The sequence below is a fragment of the Paenibacillus sp. FSL P4-0081 genome, from assembly GCF_000758565.1.
Lineage (GTDB): Bacteria > Bacillota > Bacilli > Paenibacillales > Paenibacillaceae > Paenibacillus_AQ > Paenibacillus_AQ phytohabitans.
Genome location: NZ_CP009280.1, coordinates 4,294,745 through 4,315,213, shown reverse-complemented (window position 1 = coordinate 4,315,213; position 20,469 = coordinate 4,294,745). Strand labels below are relative to the sequence as shown.

The window sequence follows — 20,469 nt, the reverse complement described above, 5'->3', positions numbered from 1 at the left end:
GAATCCCCTCCTTTGATCTAATATGTTGTTCTATCAGCCCTTGATCGCCCCGGTCATCACACCGTCTACGAAATACTTCTGCAGTTTGGGATAGATCAGTAGAATCGGGATCGTTGTAAACATGACACTGGCTGCTTTCAGGGATTCAGGCACAATGAAGGAGCCTATACTTCCTTCTCCCCCCTGCTGGCTATCCAACTGCTGATTGGCCGAAATGATCTGGTACAGCTTGAGCTGCATAGGGTACAGCTCCTTCTTCGTAATATAGAACAAGGCATCCTGGAAGCCATTCCACCGGTCCACAGCATAGAAAAGGCTTAATGTGGCAATGGAAGGCAGCGAGAGCGGAAGCACAATCCGGATGAGAATGCCCAGATCCGAACACCCGTCAATGGACGCTGATTCCTCCAGACTCTCAGGAAGCGAGGTGAAGAACGTTTTCAGGATGATCAGGTTGAAGACACTCATGGCGCCCGGCAGAATTAGACTCCATACCGTGTTCATCATACCGAGGTTTTTAACCAGAATATAGGAAGGAATCAGTCCGCCGCTGAAATACATCGTGAAGACGAGGGCTGACAGAATGAAATTTCTTCCCCACAGCCGCTTCTTCGTTAACGGATATGCCGCGCAAATGGTCAGGAACATGCACACGACGGTGAAGAAAATGGTAAGCACAATACTATATCCCAGCGTGTACAGCATATCCATATCGCTCAGAATGGTTTTGTAAGTCTCTATTGTGAAGCCTACCGGCCACAGTCCTACTTTTTGGGAAACGATCGCTTCATTGGAGCTGAGGGAAAGCGCTATCATATAAAGGAATGGAACAATACATGTGAAGGATAAGGCCACGATAAATACAATAATCGCAATATCGGCTACACTCATTTTTTTCCCTGGACGCACGTTCTTCATCAGCTTCACCATATTCCATCCTCCCCTAATTTCTTCGCGATGTAGTTGGCGCCTATGAGCAGGGTCAGACCGACCACGGATTGGAACAAGCCTACTGCTGTAGCCTGGGAGAAATCTCCCGAACTAATCCCCACTCTGTACACGAACGTACTGATTACATCGGAATATTCACTGACCAGTGAATTCCCCATCACGAAGGGGCGGTCGAACCCGATGGACACCATCCGGCCAATCTGAAGGATCAGCAGAATATTGATGGTCGGCTTAATGCCGGGCAGAGTAATATGCCACATTTTGCGGAGCCTGCTGCACCCGTCCATATCGGAGGCCTCATACAATTCCTTATTGATTCCGGTGATCGCCGCCAGATAAATGATCGTCCCCCAGCCGATATTCTGCCAGACGCCAACGAAGATGTAGGTGATCAGCCAGGGGACTTTCTGCGACAGGAACTCAATCTTCTCTAGCCCGAGGGCAGCGATGAAATGATTGACCATCCCGCTGTTCGAGAACATCAGGTATACAATCCCCCCAATGATCACCCAGGACATAAAGTGCGGCAGATACAGGACCGTCTGGGTTAATTTCTTGAATCTGGCCTGCCTTACTTCATTCAGAAGAATGGCCAGCAGAATCGGTGCCGGAAATCCCGCGATCAGATCCAGAACATTCAGCACCAGGGTATTCTTCAGTGCACGATAGAAGCTGTCCTGCTGGAAAATAAACCGGAACACATCGAGTCCAACCCACTCGCTCCCCCTTATTCCTGCGAAGATGTTGTAATCCTGGAATGCCATAATCAAGCCATAGATGGGAGCATATTTAAAAATGGCAATGTACGACAGAGGCACCAGCAAAAGGGCATAGAGGATGGCATCTCTTTTTATTCTGAACCAAAAAGTATTTCTCTTATTTATTCCGACACGATTTCGCTGATTGTATAAAACCGCTTTCATTTCTCTCATCCCTCCGGCTGTATTAAGGAGCTCTCATGTCCTTCATTATAGCTTCCGGGGAAAATAAGAAAATGTAATCCCTTAAATGAATTTGGTAATAACTTAAAAGGCTAAAAGTTATATAAAAAGAACAGCATCCTCCGGTTACGGAAGACGCTGTTCTTGCTGTACATTGAATTCTCTCGTCAAAATCTGATGTCAACCCTGCTTCAACGACTTGACGAGGTTAGCCCAGAATGCTGAATAGTGCTCCCATTCCATGAATTCCGTGGAGCCCCAGTGCGGTGAGCAGTCGCTGGCAAAGGCTGCGGTTCTGCCTTTGCCGTAAGTGCCAACGGTAAGAATGGCATCACCGTTATGGCTCAGCAGCTCCTCGGCCTCCGTCTTGGCCGCCAGCTTGTTGTATCCAAGCAGCTTCGGCCACTCGCCGTAGCCTGCAAGCGGATGTTCTTTGGCGATTGCAGGAGAGAACCCTGAAGGCATCTCCACCCGGTCATCTCCGTTCTGCATAATAACCGGCAGCACCTCGGCCAGTACCGTATTCGTGTAATTCGCCTTACCCTCAATTCCCATAAACGTCAGGTAGCCGCCGACCATCAGCAGACCGCCGCCTTCCTCTACATACTGCTTAATATTGTCCAGAGCGTTGGGTATGATTTGCATCTGGTAGAAAGTCGGGTTCTGCAGCAGGAACGTATTCGCTCCTACATCACTGATGACTATGGCATCATACGCTTTAAGCTCTTCAAGCGACTGGGGAAACCGGACCTGGACCTCATGGGCAGGCATATAGGTTACCTCAATCCCCTCTTTGCGCAGACAGGACAGCAGGTAAGTGGCCCCTTCCTCATACTTTGTGGATGTAAAGCTGTCATACCCCTTGGTATGAATCATATGCACTACCCAGGATTCTCCAATAAACAAAATTTTCATATTATCATAGCCCTCCGTATTCCGTATTCCATATATGGTCATTAAGGCCTGCACGGCCGGTTGATCGCTAGCTTAAGCCTTCTCTGTCCCGCACCAGTCGATAATCGTCTTGGCGATCATTTTCACAGCCTGGATCACTTCATTTACGGGTGTGAATTCATCGCTGTGATGAGCCAGGCTCGGGTCACCGGGACCGAAGTTAATCGTCGGAATGCCTACATTAACCGGCCAGCCCATGTCCGTGTGGAAGCCAAGCCCTTCGATGGTGCCTGCCTCGCCAATCGCCTGCAGGGACTGGACACAGGTCTGCACAAATGGATGGTCCACATCGGTTTCTGCACAATCCGCGTCGACCATCCACTCGATTTCCGGCAGATGCTCACTTAGCCATGGATCTTGCAGAGCAGCCTGGCGCAGGAAGTCTGTCAATTCCTTCTTCACGTTCCCTCCGACCAGCTTCTCATCACGCTCGGACGGCAGGTACTGCGCATTAAAGACAATCTCTGCCTCATTCGCAAATGAGGTCGGGTATTCACCGGCGTTAAGCTGGGCCACATGCACCTGGCAGGGAATCGATAAATAAGGGTGAGTCTTGCTTACGGCCCACTGCTCATTCAACCGGTCGAACGCATCCAGGATATAGCGTGCTTTCTTGATGGAGTCTACTGCGCCGCCGTCTTTCCAGTCCGCCTGCGGCATTTCGATATGGCCGCTCCGGCCCTGAATCTTGATTTTGCCCCACAGAATCCCTCTGCACAGCGGAGCAATCGTCAGCGAGGTTGGTTCGGTCAATATACAGGCATCGGCCCGGTATCCGTGGTGAATGAAATCGAGTGCCCCCATGCCTCCGGCTTCCTCATCCACCACGGTTCCCACTACAACGGGCCCCTTCAGCTTAAGTCCACTGCCCAGAACCGCCTCCACAGCCATAATCATTGCGGCAACGCCGCCCTTCATATCTACAGTGCCGCGGCCGTACATTTTGCCGTCCATGATCGTGCCTTCGAACGGATCAACCGTCCATTTCGAGCCCGCCATGACAACATCGATATGACCGAACAATAATAAGGACTTACCGGGAGCGTCTTTTCCGAAGGTTGCTGCCAGATTGGGTCTGCCGGTGAAATCTCGTCCCGGGTAATAACCCGCCATTCCTTCATACGGCTTCAGGTCATCCGCATTCGGCTCCCACATCTCGATCTCAGCGCCGAGGCCCTCAAGCTTACGGGAGATAAATTCCTGAACCTCCTTCTCCTTGGAAGGACCCGGTTCATCGAAGAACCACGGGTTGACGCTGGGAATCTGGATCAGCTGCTGCAAAAATTCCAGGATTTCCTCCTGATGATCTTCAATCCATTCCATGACTTGCTGTTCCTGATTCATCATCTCTGCTCCTTCTCGGCCGTCTGCACCGGGCTTGCATCCCGGTGTAACGGCGCCCGCTGTAGTCTAACCTTTAATCAAACCGGATGGTGTCTCCACCAATGAAATCCACCCACGGATTAATCATCTCATCTCCGAACTTGTCCTTCTTCTTCTCAATGGCAAAGAGATACCGGGCATCTTCGGACGCCGGATAAGACGGGCTGTGCCAGACTCCGCGGCCGATGACAATGGCTTGTCCCGGCTTGATGCGGAAGCATTTCACAGTCAGGGGATCAGGCTGCTCCTCCGGGTCTTCGATGTCGTTGCAGCAGGCAACGGGCTGAATGATCTCCCGGTCGAAGGTGAGCAGCAGCTCCTCGCGGCTTACATGCCGTTCCATCGCAGTAACCACGAACGCGCGCTGCTGTGTTTCCACCAAGCCGAAGCCGATGGGCTCCGACACATCCAGCATCTGAATATAGCTCCAGCAGTCCCAGCCGTCACCTGTCTTGGATGGCTCGGTTGCCGGCAGATCAATGACTTTGCCATACGGGGCAAATGCGGTTCCCGTCAAATCTTCTATGATGACTCTATGTTCCATATAAGCTGCCTCCTTTCCAGCTTTGACTAGAAGTCAAAGCTGTCCACATTCTCACTGGTGACTTCAAGAGTGCCGATGAATACGTTCTGTCCGTCAACCTTGACAGCGCCCACGGTCGGAATTTCCATCCCGTCTTTAATTTCATTCCCCTGGGCCAGCTGGTCCAGAATGTAAACTGTAGTATATGCAAGCTTGCCCGGGTCCCAGATAATATCCGTTTTGATCGTGCCGTTGGCGATATAGTTCTTCACAACGCTTGGAACGGCAATCCCTGTAATGGCGATCTGCCCCTGCTCAATCGTGCCCGCCTTCACCGCCTGTTCAACGACCTCAGCCGCTGCCGGCGGCTCACCGCCCGCAAACCCGATAATCCCTTTGAGATCCGGATAAGTCTGGATTAAGTTCTGGGCATTGGCATAAGCCTTCTGCTGGTCATCGTCGCTCGATACGGTCGTTACCAGCTCGATGTCAGGATAGTTAGCTGCAAAATAGGCTTTGGCCGCATCAGACTTGGCAATCTGATTCTGGGAGCCGAGACCTGCCACCATGAAGGCAACCTGCCCCTTGCCGCCCATCTCTTCACCGATTGTCTTAGCCAGCAATTCTCCGACTTCTTCGTCAGTGGCCGGGGCTACATAATATTGACGGTCGGTATCCGGTGCATCGCTGTCCCAGGTGACGATCTTCACATCCTGGTCGGCAGCTTTTTTGAAGACAGGTCCTACCGCCTTGGCATCGTTCGGAGATACACCGATTCCGCTTACCTTGCGGGTCAGCATGTCCTGAATCATGTTGATCTGTTTGGATGAATCCGCCTCGGTTGGTGCATTGAATACAACCTCAACACCCATATCCCCGGCCGCCTGCTTGGCTCCCTTCTCCGCAGCAGCCCAGTAAGCAGGCCCGATCGATTTCGGGTTGATGAAGTAGGTTCTAGTGCCGGAAGCGGCAGCCCCGTTATTAGTCTGGGAGCCGGTGTCCGCCTGAGAATTCCCCGCATTTCCACAAGCAGTCAAGCTCAAAGCAAGTACGCCAGTCAGTAACGCTAATGTCATTTTTTTCATAGGGTTCACTCTCCACTAATTTTTTTATTTCCTACCGCAAGCAGCAGCAGGGCTCCTAAAATGACTGCCTGATACAGCACCGAAACGCCCAGCAAATTCAGACCATTACGCAAGAACACAATAATCAGCAGACCGACAAAGGTGCCGGTAAGGCTTCCCCTCCCTCCAAAAATATGAGTGCCGCCTATCAGAGTAGCTGTGATGACATCCAGCTCTATATTGGTACCCGATGTCGCTTCGGCGCTTGCCAGCCGTGACACCAGGAATACACCTGCCAGTGCAGAGAACAAACCGCTAAGCATAAAGAGTGCGAAACGAATACGGACTACCGAAATGCCGGAATAACGTACGACCTCTTCGTTATTGCCGATCCCGTAAATATAGGTGCCGAATTTCGTTTTCTTCATGACGAAGCTGGCAATCAGGAACAACACGACCAGTACGATTGCATTAAATGGAATTCCTGCAATGTAATGCTGTCCAAGGAAGTAGAAGGAATCCGGGTAGCCGCTGATCGGTCTGCCTTCATTGATGACATAGACCAGGCCCCGGAGCATAACCAGCATTCCGATGGTGACGACAATCGCCTGCATCCTATGCCTTGCAATAAGATAACCGTTAACGGCCCCGCACATCAGACCCGCCACAAGGCCGAAAATGACGCAAATCCAGATGTTGAAGCCCCGTTCAAAGGCGACCCCCATAGATACAGCGGAGAAAGCTAGGATTGATCCGACTGACAGGTCCATCGCACCGGAAATGATGATCAGCGTCATGGGTATTGCGATAAGCCCGACTTCAACCATCTGGTTCAGTACATTCATAAAGTTCGTAACGGATAAGAAATAGGGGGAGAGGAAGCTGAACAGGATTAGGATGAACAGCAGCAGTGACAGCTGAACGAGCAGCGTATTCGATTTGAGCGGCAGACGGCTTGTCCAGGCTTTCATACCAGATCCCCTTCTTTCCCTTTATTTTGGCGTGCCCGCTGGAGCGTATTGATGACGATAGCCAGGATAATCAGAAACCCGGTGGTTGCATCAACCCAGAACGGGGAGACCTTCGCAATAATCAGGCCGTTCTTGACGATGCCCATAAAGAGTACGCCGAGCATCGTTCCGCCGATGGTGCCTACGCCGCCAAAGATGCTGCCTCCACCGATCAGAACCGCAGCCATGACTTCAAAGGACAGGCTGTTGCCTGCGGTCGATGCCTGAACACTGCCTACCTTGGCTGCAAAGATAACGGAGGCGATTCCTACCAGCATTCCGGTTAACACATATACCAGGAACTTGGTTCTGGCCACATTGATGCCCGCCAGCTTGGCTGCAGAGCTGTTGCCTCCGACGGAGTATATTCTTCTGCCTCCCCGGGTGTATTTCAGCAAATAGATGAAGACGGCAATCAGGAGCAGGGCTATGATCAGCGGAAACGAAATCCCCAGCACCATCCCTTGACCGAAAAAGCGGAAGCTGTCCGGGAAATTGTTCATCCATGTTCCGCCGCTTATCCCGACGGCAACCCCCCGGAAGATATACATGGTAGCTAAAGTGACGATGATATCCGGGATTTTCCTTACAGCGATAAAATATCCGTTCACCACTCCGCAAAGGACACCGATAACGACTCCGAGCAAAGCCGCTATGACGGGGGAAACTCCTTTACTGAGAAACAGCCCGACTGAAGTTGCCGTCACTGCCAGGACAGAGCCTACGGATAAATCCATGCCGCCCAGCAGAATGACCATGGTCATCCCGATTGCCACAATAAACATGGTCGTATTCTGATCCAGAATAAGCTTGAAATTAGTAAGGGCGAAGAAGTCCGGTGTGATGATGGAGAAAAGTACGATGACTAGGATCGTGAATATCATGATAGGTGCTTCATGTATATTTGAAATGCGTTTCATAAGGTGCCTCCCTTCCCGCGCGGATGTGAGGCCCGCTGCAGCAGCTGCTCCTGATCAGCTTCGCCATGGGCAAATTCATGTACAATGTCACCCTGGTACATCACCAGCACCCGGTCACTGAGTCCTATAACCTCCGGCATTTCCGAAGAAATAAGCAGTATGCTTAATCCCTCCCGGGCGAGCTCGTGAATAATGCTGTAAATTTCCGCTTTGGCACCCACATCCACGCCACGCGTGGGTTCTTCAAGTATGAGAATATCGGGTTGGGCTGCAAGCCATTTGCCGATGACCACCTTCTGCTGATTGCCTCCGCTTAAGAAATCCACGGTCTGGCCATCATCCGGCGCCTTGATCCGCAGCTTCTTCATATATTCCGCGCTCACATGCTGAATGGCATTCCGGTCCAGCACTAGTCCTTTGGACAGCTCGGGCAGCATGGCGAAGGTGATATTTTGCCTGATGGACATCGGCTTAATGATGCCCTGGCGGTGCCGGTCAGGGGGGACATAGGCCAGCTTTTTAGCTTTGGCCTCACTGGGATTTGTAATCTTGACAGGCTGTCCATTAATCTCGATCTCCCCGCTTCCCCGCTTCAGGCCGAACAGACGCTCGGCAACCGTATGCGATCCGGAGCCCGGAATACCGAACAGCCCGGCAATTTCTCCTTTTCTCAGCTCAAATGAGATCTTGTGGCTGGCATCCAGTGACAGGTCCCTTACCTTAAGCACTACCTCTTTCCCATGCGGCTGCTTGCGGACCGGATACAACTGCTGAACCTCTTTACCTACCATCATCTGAATTAGGCTCTGCTCGGTGACTTCGCCAATAGGCTGAGTAGCAACCTTGTGGCCGTCTCTTAGAACGGTGACCTTGTCAGCAATCTCGAAGATTTCCTTCATCCGGTGAGAGACATACACGATGGCTACACCCTGTGACCGCAGCCGGCGGATGACTTCAAACATCTTCTTGACTTCATTCTCGGGCAATGCCGCTGACGGCTCGTCCATAATCAGCACATCGGCCTTGAAGGACAGCGCCTTGGCAATCTCGACCACCTGCTGGCTATGCACACCGAGGTGCCGCACCTCTTCACGGACATCGATGTCACCCCCTCCGATGGAGTCGACCAGCGCTTGGGCCTCTGCAACCATTCTGGACCACTTGATCCGGCCGAACCCGCCAGCCATTTCCGGACGGTCGATGAAGATATTCTCCGCTGCGGACAGATTCGTAAACAGGTTGAACTCCTGATGGATAATCGACACACCTTGGCGCTGGGCATCCAGCGGACTGCGGAAGACCGCTTCCTTGCCTTTTAACCTGACGGTTCCCCCTGTTGGCGGATACACACCGGAAAGGATCTTCATCAGCGTTGATTTGCCGGCACCGTTCTCGCCCATTAGTGCGTGGACCTCACCCGGATACAGCTCGAAACCGACATCGGTCAAAGCTTTTACACCCGGGAATTCTTTGCGGATACCCTCCATGGTCAATACTGGTTGAGTCATTCTGTGACCCCCTTTTTCATTCGCTATTGAAACATGGTTTTATAGTTACTTTAATAATTAAAAGCGTTAATTTGCGAAAGTGTTTGGATGAAGAAACCTCTTTTTCACGAAGGAAACTGATATTTCTATGGTAAGTTATGAATTTCTACGGCTAGGAACCAGCCTGTTCAAGAAAAGCATTAACCTGCTCTATCACGGGTATAGAGCTTTGAGCTCCAGGAGCGGAGACGGTTATCGCGGCTGCAGCGGAAGCATATTGCAGACTGTCTGCCAGTTCCTTGCCTGCATAGTAGGCTGAAGCGAAGGCTCCGATAAATGTATCCCCTGCAGCTGTAGTGTCCACGGCTTCCACAGGATAGGCGGGAATCTCGATGATCTTCCCGTCACCATCCATGTATACAGCCCCTTGGCTGCCCAGTGTAATAATCAATTGCGGAATTCCATCCTCCAATAACAACCGGCCCGCGCTGCACGCCTCCTTGAAGCTTACAATCCGCATCCCGCTCAGTGCCTCCGCTTCGGTTTCGTTCATGATCAGTAAGCGTATTCCTCTGAGCTGGTCACGGTCAAATCCGGTCACCGGAGCCGGGTTCATGCATACGGGGACGCCTGCAGCTACGGCCCTATCAATTATCCTGCGATTCACTGAGCCTGGAATTTCATTCTGCAGGAGGATGACATCGTACGGGGACAGCACCAGCGCTTCCAGATCGTCTCCGCCATAACTATAGTTGGCTCCCGGCGACAGGATAATATTGTTCTCCCCTGAGGAATCAGTGGTAATGAGTGCGATCCCGGTCGTTTCCGGCTTGCGGGCAATGGCTGTGGTATCGATCCCCTCATCTTCAAGCTTCCGGCATATCTCTATGCCAAAAGCGTCGGTGCCTACTCCTCCCGCCATCGCTACCTTGGCCCCGGATCGCGCTGCGGCACAGGCCTGATTGCCTCCTTTCCCTCCTGCATGAAAGCCAGTACCCAGACCATGTAACGTTTCACCGGGAACAGGAAGCCGGTCTACCCGGGTCACAATATCCATATTCATGCTGCCTACGACAAGAATGTTAGCCATACCTCTTCCTCCCGTGCTACTCTACTTTAGCTTTTTAACGGAACCCCGCTTGATCAGCTCCACATCCAGTATCACTTTTTTTAGCTTTGGTGAAGACCCGTTTGTGGGCACCTTGATCTTCTGAATAAGCATTTCCGTCGCGTGCAGCCCCATCTCTCTCATCGGTCTGCCCACAACAGTCACTTGGGGCTGGACAAACTGGGCGAGTTCGTTCTCGTCAAAACCAATTAAAGATATATCTTCACCTATCCGCAGATTCAAGTCCCGGATGGCTTTAATAGCCCCTGTACAGATCACATTATTGGTAGCAAAAATTGCTGTGGGCGGCTGTTCAGCCTGCATAAGCTCTATCGTAAACCTGTATCCGTCTTCCTCAAGCCACCGGCCCTGCTTATGATAATTGGAATCCGGCGTAATACCATTCTCATGCAGAGCCTGATGATAACCCCAATATCTGTCTTTGCCGTCATTGAAGTCATGTGCTCCGTCGATAATTGCGATACGTTCATGGCCATAGTCCACAAAATGTCTGACCGCCTCGTAGGCCCCCCGGAAGTTATCAATCAGAACACCGTCATGCCCGCAATCGTTGATAAACCGGTCCACCAGGATTGTAGGCTTGCGGATGTTGCGGTAGAATACGGCCTCTTTGTGCGTACCGATAAGAATAATTCCGTCAACATTGCGTCCCAGAAAACCTTCGAAGAACTCTTCCTCCTCCGCCTCATCGTTATATGTAGAGACAACGAGTGTGGAGAATCCCTCTTTCTTAGCCGCTTCCACGGTTCCGCCAATGACGGCGGTATAGAATGGATTCTGAATCTCCGGAACAACGACTGCAATCATATGGGTTTTCTTGTTGACCATAGACGCAGCCATCGTATTCGGAACGAAATTAAGCTCCTCGATCATCTTCAGGATTTTTTTGCGGGTTGCATCACTTACACGATCCCGGCCATTCATTACTCTTGAGACAGTTGCCACCGAGACGCCCGCAAGTCTGGCCACATCTTTGATGGTAAGCTCTTTATCCGCCATAATTTTCCTTTCTGTCATAACGTTTACGCAAGAATTAGACTTCTATATCAACGTTATAATCAGTGAGTTTGGATTTATTTGCAAAAACGTTTTCGCAATTTCTAGGTTTATTTTAGTATAGGAATTCATGAATTACAATAGGAAATACTTAAAATTTAAAAATAAAAACGCTTACAACTGTTATTTATGACATGATTGCGTTATGTATTCGGTTTTTAATTTCTTTATAATGGAAAAAATCTGTTTTATATGTTAGATAACATAACATTTGATATTTTTAGAGCGTTCAATTTTGATGAATGGGTTTGAACGGATTTTGTGAAATATAAAATTCAAGCGGGAGGCATTCAGGGCTGTGAACTTGTAAAAACGTTTACGCAAATATCCCTACACTTTTCTTTGGGAATGTCCGCCTTTTTTTTCTGTCTTCGTGCCCGTTAAGCTAGGCCCGCATAAAATAACTTCATGAGATTAAACGGAATGGCGGGATGATCAGTGGATGAAATCTGCGGAAACGATAAGCCGGGTGGCACAAGCCTGAGAGAGTCCGGGTTCTACCGTGATGTGTGGGAATGGGAGGCTTCCGTTCCCTCTGGAGCCGGGGAAAGAGTTGTACCTTTTGACTTTGGTGGAGCCGCTGAATATAAGGCCCCCAACACACTTGAACCGGAAGTTCACCCGTACCTGCAACCCTATACTCTTCACCCCGGAGTCGGAAATGTGGCATGTATTCCGAGCGGGCGTGTATGGGGACGATCTGGGGCGGTCCTGACATCAGACAACAAACTGATCTATGACCTATCCCCCGAATACGATGGACAACTGCACAGAATGCTGACACTGGAAGAACACCCGGCGTTGCAGCGGCGGGAGGCCTTGGAGCATCAGGAGGTCCCTGGAACGGCTGCTGTATTAACTTTTTGCGGGAGCCATAACTATTTTCACTGGTTATATGATGTGCTGCCGCGGCTGGGGATGCTTAGGACTCTAAATCTCTCGTTTCATACCCTCATTATGAACCCGAATCCTTATGGGGCTTTCGTGGAAGAGACGTTAGCCATGTTTGACGTACCGGAATCGTCCGTAATTCACGCCGCCAATGACCGGGAAATTCAGGCCGAGCGGCTGGTGGTTCCTTCCCTGATGATGAATTCCCATTATCCGCCTTGGACCACTGCTACCCTCCGGAGGTTTATGCTGCCCGGACACGTCACACTCCACCATTCACCAAGCCGTATTTTGATTTCCCGGGGCCAAGCATCTGCCCGCCGGTTCACTAACGAGAACGAAGTCATCCGGCATTTGGAGGCGTACGGATTCGTTCCCGTTTGTCTGGAGGATTGGACCGTGGCCCAGCAGGTTCAGCTCTTTGCTTGTGCCAAAGCGATAGTTTCTCCGCATGGTGCGGGACTGGCCAATCTTGCTTTCTGCATGAAGGGAACCGTTGTTATCGAAATTTTTCATATCCGGCATGTAGTGCCTACTTACTGGATGATCAGCAACCACAACAAACTTGACTACTACATGATGTACGGACAAGATGACGGTACAGCACAGGACCGGTTTCCGGGACTTGCAGACTTCACGGTGAATTTGGACCGGCTGGAGCAAACACTTGTTATGGCCGGACTGAAGATGCAAGGCGCATGAGCAGCCGTTCAGGTGAAGCAGACCGTCATTACATTCCACTCTCATTCAAACAACTGCTTATGCTTATTGAAAAACTGATAAAAGAATTGGACATTGTCCAGCTCAAACCATTCTGCTGTCTGAAGCGGTTTTGCATCGAGGTTGTATATTTTTGCCTGCAGTGTGCCTAGAACATAGGGTGAATGAGTAGCAATGATGAATTGGCTGTCCAAATAACGCGCCAGCTCATTGATTTGCTCGGCCATTTTTATCTGATTGGCTGGAGACAGTGATGTTTCCGGCTCGTCCAGTAAGTACAATTGCCCGGGCAGCAGATATTCCTCGAAAAACTGCATGGATGTTTCGCCATTCGAGTATTTCTCTTGTGAGAACTGAATGTCGTCCAGCTTTTTTTTGAACGCATAGGTTGCTTCATATTCTGCTGCCTGTTCTTTGCTCATTCCTTTGTTCATCTGCTCATATAACAGTCCCTCACGCAGGACGGAGGCTTGTTGGATCTTCTTGACCTCATATAGAATATCCTCTGATTTCAGATACCGGCTTCCTTCTGGAAGCCGCCTGATTGTACGCTCTTGCTCATCCTGCCCGAGCTGATAGCTGCTCCTCTCCACAAACCGCTGAGCATAAATACTATGCCCATAGCTGGTCATTCTTTCGGCTCCCGGAATCCCCAGCTTGCCCGAAATTACATTAAGTAACGTGGATTTACCGCTGCCATTATTGCCATAGAGCACTGTGATCCGGTCAAACAACAGCACCTCCCCGGCGATATGTTTAAATACATGGTCAGGGTAGATGTTGGGATTACGCTCGATTTCATCAGACCGCTTAAAGCTCCGCAAATAAATCATGGCTGTGCTCCTTCCTCTGTAGCTCCGCCATCGGCTCCCGGAGACCCCGGCTCCAGCCGGAAGTCATCACGGGCGGCATCTTTGAACTGCGGCTCGGCAAATCGTGAGCCGGAATCGTTGCCTGAGCCGCGCTGGTAAGCGGCGAAGCCGGTGTAAGGTTTCTTTTTCCAGACCCAGAACGCCTCATCCGCTCCAGCCTCAGCGTAATAAAGATTACCATCCACCGTGTTATTCCGGTTGCTCTTGTATTCGTTGCTGATGAAGACGCTGGAATCCCCAGCTACAATAATATTCTTACTAATCGTATTGCCGCTTAAGTTCGCTTGCAGATACAATTGTCCGTTGCCGTCGCCCAAGAGGTCATTCTTGTACAGCGTATTGGATACAACCGTACTATCGCTAGTGCCGCCGCGTCCTCCGTCATAACCGCCCATTGCAATGCCGGTCTGTCGATTGCGGTAGATCAGGTTGTCTTGTACCGTGATGCCGCTGGTTAGCCGTCCCTTATGCTCGGAAGCAAGCTCAATCCCAATGTCATTGTCGTATACGCGATTCTCCGCGACAAGGATTGACCTGCCCCCGTCGATGTATATTCCGCCCGCTGCATTGCTGCCGTTCGGCACAGAAGCGCCGTATGACGGATTAGTATTGGATGAAATCCCGTAGACTACATTGCCCCGAACCGTTCCGTTCCTTGCCTGGTCTACCGCCATGTCTCCGGCCGTACCTTCATAGCCGATCAGGTCAATCCCGATGTTGTCATTGTCATGAATGATATTGTTCGTAATCGCAAAAGCATCCACATTGCCATTCACAGCCAGCGCTTCACTGGAACCGAGGACCAAATCATACACTTCATTGCCGTCAATGGTCAGGCCAACCAGGGCTGCGTCTGTTTCAGTACCGTACACCGCTATCCCGTGGGCATCTCTGCCGGAAAGCTCGTCCCCCTCAGGAATGGCGGTATTGGCGATGGAATGAATGCGGTTATTCAGTAACGAGATGTTCTTCCCTGAGCCGTGAATATAGATGCCTGCAGGCACTTCACCTCTGGTTGACGTCTTATAATTGCGAATTTCCAGTTCCCTTATGGTTACATAGTCCGCCTGACCGATCTCGATAAGTCCTTCCAGCCCGTTAACTGGCAGACCTTCCCCGTCAAGGACTGCTGTCTCATTGGGATAACCGGCGAACACGATAGGTCCCGCCGCCGCTGAGCCTCCTCTTGAGATGCGCAGCTTCTGATGATACACGCCTCCGCGAATATAGACGTAACTACCCGGACCGGCATGATCGGCAGCATACTGGAGTGTCTTCCAGGGTGAATCTATCGTCCCCGGGTTAGTGTTATCTCCAGCTATAGATACGTAGTAGATATTAGCGGCATCCTCCGGATCTGTATTTACAGTTGGCGAAGCTGGTGAGATGGGCGGAATGGAAGAGATTGGTGAGGTTGTATCCGGCAGCGGTGGATACTGGCTGCCGGAACATCCCCAGATCATAAGCAAACAAAGTAAAATGGCGGATCGCCGGAAGTTTCTAAGCATATTCGCCGTCCTCTCAACTACACTTCTATATAATTGCGGAAATTCATTCCATTGATTATCATAATTGATAACCCTAATCAAGACAAACCAAGAGAAGCGTATTCTATATAAAAGGCAATAAAAGGGCTATATAGCAAAAAACAGACCCGGATAGGATCTGTGTGCGTACAATTCGAGAGACATCTGCATAAATCGCTGTAGAGGTAGACATAAATGTTGTACGTTTTACAACTTTGATTCGTAAACAGCAGGGTATTCGTAAGGATTGTTGTATGAAATACAAGAATAATCCGTCTACGCCGCTTGAAACAGATGAAATGCTGCATTTTTTACAACAATTTTGGATTTGAGCCGATATGGAGAGGGGAATGTTGTATTATGTGCAGGATTTTATGAAAAGCTACAGAACTTCGTCTTAAGCCCCAGAAAAAAGATGAACCGGGAAATTCCTGCGGCAACTGCAGCCGCCCGGAGCCCGGATGCCACATTATTCACGGTTGAAGGATTTGGTTGTATGTTGAAATCTTAAGTTCTAAAGTTCAGCCTATTTAGCTGGTCATTGTCCTGTTAATCAAATACCTGGCGTAATTCAACCTGGCCTTCACCATGCCCTTGCGGGTCCGGCATGCGCATAGCCCACGCGAGGCTTCTTCCCTCGATTTCACATCAATCAGAATGAACCCGGCAATCAAGTCTTCCGATTCCGTGAAGGGGCCGTCTGTAATTACCGGGTCTCCCCCTGCTGCCGGATACGAAAGGCGAATCCCGTTTGAGCTTGGATGAAGTCCTTTTGCTGCAACCCGTACACCTGCCTTAACTAATTCCTCATTATACTGTGTCATGGCTTGCCTGAGTTCCGGACTTGGGAGATTCCCGGCCTCCGAATCCTCCAATGTATTTAGGTCAGTCCGTCGCTGTACCGGAAGCACCATACTCTTCGATTTGAAGCTTAACCTCAAGGTGTACCGGAAGACTGGTGAACGTCTGATCCCAATGCTCTTTCACTTTCCTCCATACCTCAGGATGCTGAATTCTCAGGGTTTTACCGAATCCGCCGACGTCGGCATGCAGCTCATGCTGCATTTTATCAATTACGGTCTTTACCAGCTCCTTTACCTCCTTCTCCAGCTCCATGGCATCCCGTCTCATAAAAGCCGCATCCAATCGGTCCCCGTCTGTTGAGAAGGTTTCGGCGTACCGGCCTTTCGATTCGATCTTTACATGGAACGAAATCTGCCCCTCCTCCACAACCGCCTTGATCTTGCTGCTCATCGCTTTCACCTCATAGGTGATCAGCCGGCCGGTGTCATCCTTGTGGGTTTTGAGTACACCGCCTTTACCCTTGCCTGTCAGCCAGACTACACCCTCCAGCTCCTTCTCGCTCAAAAAACCGCTGAGCTTGCCTGACTCACCGTCAATGATTCCGGCTCCGGCAAACTTCATTTCATTCTCCGCAGCAATAACATTCTGCAGCAGAAAGCTCTTCTTGCTGTGCAAAGGTCCAACAATCTTGGTAATGGTTACCGGGTCCCAGATGCGCAGGCTCCGGTCACGGTTGCCGAAGATGCCTTCGAGCACAAAGGCCGGTGTCTGGCCGGGCAGCACATTGTTCAGTACATCCTTGGCTTTCCCCTTGCTGACCAGGACCAGCACGCTCGGGCGGATATCATTATCCCGGCTGAAGAAATCAATCAGCTCCGACAGCTTCGTGGAACGGGCCAGCTTCTCGCCAATAACAATTACCTTTAAGTGGTGCCCGATCGGCTGGCGGTTTGTGCGCAGCGAGAGCTCACGGATGGCCTCAAAGATAGAATCGCCGGTCTCGGTCATATTGTAGAAATTTCTTGAAGCAGCCCCTTCTTTTTTGGAGCCTACAGCGCCTTGCGGCACAATAAATTGATAGGTCGCTGATATCCGTTCGCGTTTAGGATAGTCTCCTCCTTCACCTTCGAACTTCTTTTCAATGGCAGTCTCATCAGCCGCGTCCAGCGCTACCGCTACTTCCATATTCAAATTCTCAATCGGTGCACTGCTCCAGCAGGCCGTTAACAGCATTATTTGAGCAAACGACACAATCAGCAGAATGCAGCGCTTCATGAACCGGCTCTCCGGAAATAAGCAATGAGCAGCAGCGGCAGCGGGATCAGACCGAAGAGCACAATCGCCCCATTGCCAAGCCCTGTGCCAAAGGCAAATAAATTATTAATGTTGTGCGGCGCTTCCGTGATGAGATAAGCAACCGGCAGCAGCAGGAATAAACAATGATCCAGTTTGAGGTTGAAGATATGCGAGACTCCCAGTGCAGCGCCGTAAAAAGAGATACAGAATGTACAGAAAATCTGCATAATCCAGATTACCAGCAGCAGCGACTCAAACCGTTCGAACAGAAGATTCACTTCAAAGCTGCGGATCAGGTCAATGAATGGCCAAGTCCGGGTAACCACTCCTTCTACAGAAAATGCCCCGATCGTCAGTATAACCGCCAGCAAATAAAAAACCATTGAGATCAGGGTTCCGATTACGAGAACTCTGCCGGCCCGTTTGGGCTTGTCCATAAAAGCAACAAGAAACAGCAGTGCTTCGCCCGCTGTATAGGTTAGGGCCGTTGGCTTAATTCCTCTCCAGACCGGAGCGAGGCCTTCTCCAAGTACAGGCCGCAGATTGTCCAGATCGAACACCTTCAGGCTGAGCAGGCAGACGCCGAAGAATATGGCACCGGCCATAGGAGCAACGAGTCTGCTTAGCCGTGATAAGGCATTGATTCCCCCTCTGCACAGATAAAGGGCGACCCACAGGAACATGCCGGCTACTGCCCATGGAGGGGTACCTTCCAGGAGGAAAAACATAGTTACCTCCTGCATAGTACGCAGCTCGTAGCCGGACACCGCGAGGAAATACCCGATGATCACCAGCCCGAGCAATACGGCGACCGGTTTACCGGTAATTTGGGTACTGTATTGAAAAAAGGTCTGGCCCGGAAACCTCTGGCTGAGTCTGACGATAATTACACCTGCTGCCATTGAACAGAGCGACCCCAGTATTACTGAAATCCACACATCGGGCGTGCCTGCAGCCTGTACGGTTGTCCGGGGAAGGCTGAATATCCCGGCTACGAGAATGTAATTTACCATAATAATGGTCGCCTGACTCGTTGTAATTTTGTCATGGGCTTTAGTGATCATTGGCTCACCTCCCTTTCACTTAAGCTTATCTTTTACGCAGCTTATCCTTTGGCTCCAAAAGTGAAGGACGGCGCTTCATCAACTGCAGCGGTACCCGGACAATAAAGTCGCGAAGGTCACTCATCCGGTTAGGGGTGATCATGCTCAGATAAGGCACACCGAAGCTCTTCAGCTTAATCAGATGACTGCTCAGCAGGAGGAAGAACAGTACTACACCGTACAGCCCGAAGGTAGCGGCGAAGAACATCGCGAAGAAGCGGAGAAACCGCAGGGTGATCCCTGCACTGTACATCGGCACCGAGAAGGAAGAAATCGCCGTAACGGCAACGACAATGACCAGAATCGGGCTGACAATCCCCGCTTCTACCGCCGCTTGGCCGATGATCAGACCGCCGACGATACCCATGGCCGGGCCAATCGGCTTAGGCAGACGCAGACCCGCCTCACGCAGGATTTCGATCGAAATCTCCATAATGAGCGCTTCGATTAAGGTCGGGAATGGAACTCCCTGGCGTGAGCTCATGATCGAAATCGCCAGCTTGGTCGGAACCAGACCGGGATGGAAGGAGAGGAAGGAAATATAGAGCGCCGGAGCAAACAGTGATACGGAGGCGGCGAAGAAGCGCAGCATCCGCAGCAGGGAGCCGGAGAACCAGCGGTCATAATAATCCTCGGGGGATTGCAGCAGCATCCCGAACGTCACCGGCATGATCAACGCAAACGGCGTGCCGTCAAGCAAAATGGCAGCCCTTCCCTCCAGCAGTGCGGCCATCACCCGGTCCGGCCGTTCCGTATTCTGAATCTGCTGGAAAGGGCTGAGATAATTGTCCTCTACCAGCTGTTCGATATAACCGGATTCCTGCACATCATCGATATTAATCGTATGAATTCTCCGGGTGACTTCTGCAATCAGTTCATCATTAGCTATCCCTTTAATGTAGGTTAGTATCAGCTCTTTCTCGACTCTTTCTCCGACCGTAAAAGAAATCATCGCAAGATCGGTGTTCTGTCCGTGCCTGCGCAGCATGGCCGTATTGTCGCTCAGCGCTTCCGTGAAGCCGATTCGCGGGCCGCGCAGCAGCGCTTCCGAGATCGGTTCCTCTACACTTCTTGTATTCCCTTTAGACGTCCCCAGGATGAAGACCTCGCTCATTCCTTCGATCAGCAGCACCGCAGAGCCGAATAACACCTTTTTGAGCGACATGTCCAGCTGATTGGTGAATTCAACTTCCGAGACCAGCACCACCTGATGAACAATGATTTCTTTCAGGCTCGCCGGATCAGGCGGAGTGTCCAGCCCTTCAAATGGACGTGCTGCATTCATCAGCGGCCTTAGGATATTGCGGTCCATTCCATCCTTGTCGGTGAGGCCGTCCAGAAAGAACAGCGCTGCCTTCAATTTCAGGGTCCCTACACGTAGCTCCCGTACATTAACATCCGACATATCCGCACTGATCTCCCTAAAGGTCTGTAGATCCTGCTGAAATTGTCCGGTATAGGTTAACGTTGGCTGCTGATTATTCTGCGAAGTAGTTGAAGGAACAATCTTATTATTTTTCACAGCTTCACTGGTTTGCTCTGCTTCACCGGTATCCTCGGAGCTTGGCACGCCTCCGCCCTTCTGCCCTTCAGCCCGTCTTCCCCGGGTACTTGCCTTGCCTTCCTTAGCGCGAAGCCACAGCATGCATCTTGTCAAAATGACCGGAACAATAAAAATAATAAGTGCCTGCATGCACACACTCCAGCCGGGAATGTAACCCGTAATGCTCTTCCACAACACAAACACCCCCTCTGATCGTAACCCTTATTTTGGCCGAAGCTGGATAATTCATGCACACCTGCTAATTAAGACGAATTCAACCGTTTTTCTGAATCTAT

At 50.8% G+C, this 20,469-nt stretch carries 17 protein-coding genes and 1 pseudogene; 1 reads left to right on the top strand and 17 read right to left on the bottom strand.

What is annotated here, in order from left to right; translation table 11 throughout:
• Positions 1–33: 33 nt before the first annotated feature.
• The 11 genes from P40081_RS18435 to P40081_RS18385 all read right to left on the bottom strand — a co-directional run bounded on the left by P40081_RS18435 (position 34) and on the right by P40081_RS18385 (position 11,361).
• Positions 34–930: a carbohydrate ABC transporter permease gene (locus P40081_RS18435; RefSeq protein WP_081970010.1), complete on the bottom strand. Its 897-nt coding sequence runs from the start codon at positions 928–930 to the stop codon at positions 34–36.
• Positions 924–1,874 (bottom strand): ABC transporter permease, encoded by a 951-nt coding sequence (locus tag P40081_RS18430; RefSeq protein ID WP_042137495.1) that lies wholly within the window; start codon positions 1,872–1,874, stop codon positions 924–926. The genes P40081_RS18435 and P40081_RS18430 overlap by 7 nt, the downstream gene beginning before the upstream one ends.
• A gap of 198 nt (positions 1,875–2,072) precedes the next feature.
• Positions 2,073–2,807 carry a glutamine amidotransferase gene (locus P40081_RS18425; RefSeq protein ID WP_042137493.1) on the bottom strand — a complete coding sequence of 245 codons (735 nt, stop codon included), beginning with the start codon at positions 2,805–2,807 and terminating at the stop codon, positions 2,073–2,075.
• A gap of 72 nt (positions 2,808–2,879) precedes the next feature.
• Positions 2,880–4,193, bottom strand: coding sequence for an ArgE/DapE family deacylase (locus tag P40081_RS18420; protein ID WP_231575146.1), 1,314 nt, complete (start codon positions 4,191–4,193; stop codon positions 2,880–2,882).
• Between the two features lie 70 nt (positions 4,194–4,263).
• The gene (locus P40081_RS18415; RefSeq protein ID WP_042137490.1) at positions 4,264–4,773 is read right to left on the bottom strand and encodes an ureidoglycolate lyase; all 510 of its coding nucleotides are present in this window, start codon (positions 4,771–4,773) and stop codon (positions 4,264–4,266) included.
• 26 nt (positions 4,774–4,799) lie between these two features.
• Entirely contained in the window at positions 4,800–5,837 is a 1,038-nt protein-coding gene (locus P40081_RS18410) for an autoinducer 2 ABC transporter substrate-binding protein (protein ID WP_042137488.1), read from the bottom strand.
• Between the two features lie 5 nt (positions 5,838–5,842).
• Entirely contained in the window at positions 5,843–6,787 is a 945-nt protein-coding gene (locus P40081_RS18405; protein WP_042137486.1) for an ABC transporter permease, read from the bottom strand.
• Complete coding sequence (locus P40081_RS18400) at positions 6,784–7,746, bottom strand: ABC transporter permease (RefSeq protein ID WP_042137484.1); 963 nt, start codon at positions 7,744–7,746, stop codon at positions 6,784–6,786. The genes P40081_RS18405 and P40081_RS18400 overlap by 4 nt, the downstream gene beginning before the upstream one ends.
• The gene (locus P40081_RS18395; protein WP_042137483.1) at positions 7,743–9,254 is read right to left on the bottom strand and encodes a sugar ABC transporter ATP-binding protein; all 1,512 of its coding nucleotides are present in this window, start codon (positions 9,252–9,254) and stop codon (positions 7,743–7,745) included. Before P40081_RS18395 ends, P40081_RS18400 begins: the two co-directional genes overlap by 4 nt.
• 151 nt (positions 9,255–9,405) lie before the next feature.
• A complete protein-coding gene (gene rbsK / locus P40081_RS18390; RefSeq protein ID WP_042137481.1) occupies positions 9,406–10,323 on the bottom strand; it encodes a ribokinase in 918 nt (305 codons plus the stop codon).
• A 21-nt stretch (positions 10,324–10,344) separates the two neighbouring features.
• Positions 10,345–11,361, bottom strand: a complete 1,017-nt coding sequence (locus P40081_RS18385) for a LacI family DNA-binding transcriptional regulator (protein ID WP_042137479.1) — start codon at positions 11,359–11,361, stop codon at positions 10,345–10,347.
• A 495-nt stretch (positions 11,362–11,856) separates the two neighbouring features.
• Between P40081_RS18385 and P40081_RS18380 the strand changes: the two genes are divergently transcribed.
• On the top strand, positions 11,857–13,011 hold the full coding sequence (locus P40081_RS18380; RefSeq protein ID WP_042137477.1) for a glycosyltransferase family 61 protein: 1,155 nt from the start codon (positions 11,857–11,859) through the stop codon (positions 13,009–13,011).
• A 41-nt stretch (positions 13,012–13,052) separates the two neighbouring features.
• On the opposite strand, the gene P40081_RS18375 is transcribed toward P40081_RS18380, so the two are convergent.
• From P40081_RS18375 to P40081_RS18350, 6 genes and pseudogenes are all read right to left on the bottom strand, one after another.
• Entirely contained in the window at positions 13,053–13,862 is an 810-nt protein-coding gene (locus P40081_RS18375) for an AAA family ATPase (protein ID WP_042137475.1), read from the bottom strand.
• Positions 13,859–15,409 carry a right-handed parallel beta-helix repeat-containing protein gene (locus P40081_RS18370; protein ID WP_197074244.1) on the bottom strand — a complete coding sequence of 517 codons (1,551 nt, stop codon included), beginning with the start codon at positions 15,407–15,409 and terminating at the stop codon, positions 13,859–13,861. The genes P40081_RS18375 and P40081_RS18370 overlap by 4 nt, the downstream gene beginning before the upstream one ends.
• Before the next feature lie 567 nt (positions 15,410–15,976).
• Positions 15,977–16,341, bottom strand: a pseudogene (locus tag P40081_RS18365) (YciI family protein).
• A complete protein-coding gene (locus tag P40081_RS18360) occupies positions 16,313–17,506 on the bottom strand; it encodes a Ger(x)C family spore germination protein (protein WP_042137473.1) in 1,194 nt (397 codons plus the stop codon). The pseudogene P40081_RS18365 and the gene P40081_RS18360 overlap by 29 nt, the downstream one beginning before the upstream one ends.
• Positions 17,503–18,591 (bottom strand): GerAB/ArcD/ProY family transporter, encoded by a 1,089-nt coding sequence (locus P40081_RS18355; RefSeq protein WP_042137471.1) that lies wholly within the window; start codon positions 18,589–18,591, stop codon positions 17,503–17,505. The genes P40081_RS18360 and P40081_RS18355 overlap by 4 nt, the downstream gene beginning before the upstream one ends.
• 25 nt (positions 18,592–18,616) lie before the next feature.
• Positions 18,617–20,368, bottom strand: coding sequence for a spore germination protein (locus P40081_RS18350; RefSeq protein ID WP_042137470.1), 1,752 nt, complete (start codon positions 20,366–20,368; stop codon positions 18,617–18,619).
• Between the last annotated feature and the right edge of the window lie 101 nt (positions 20,369–20,469).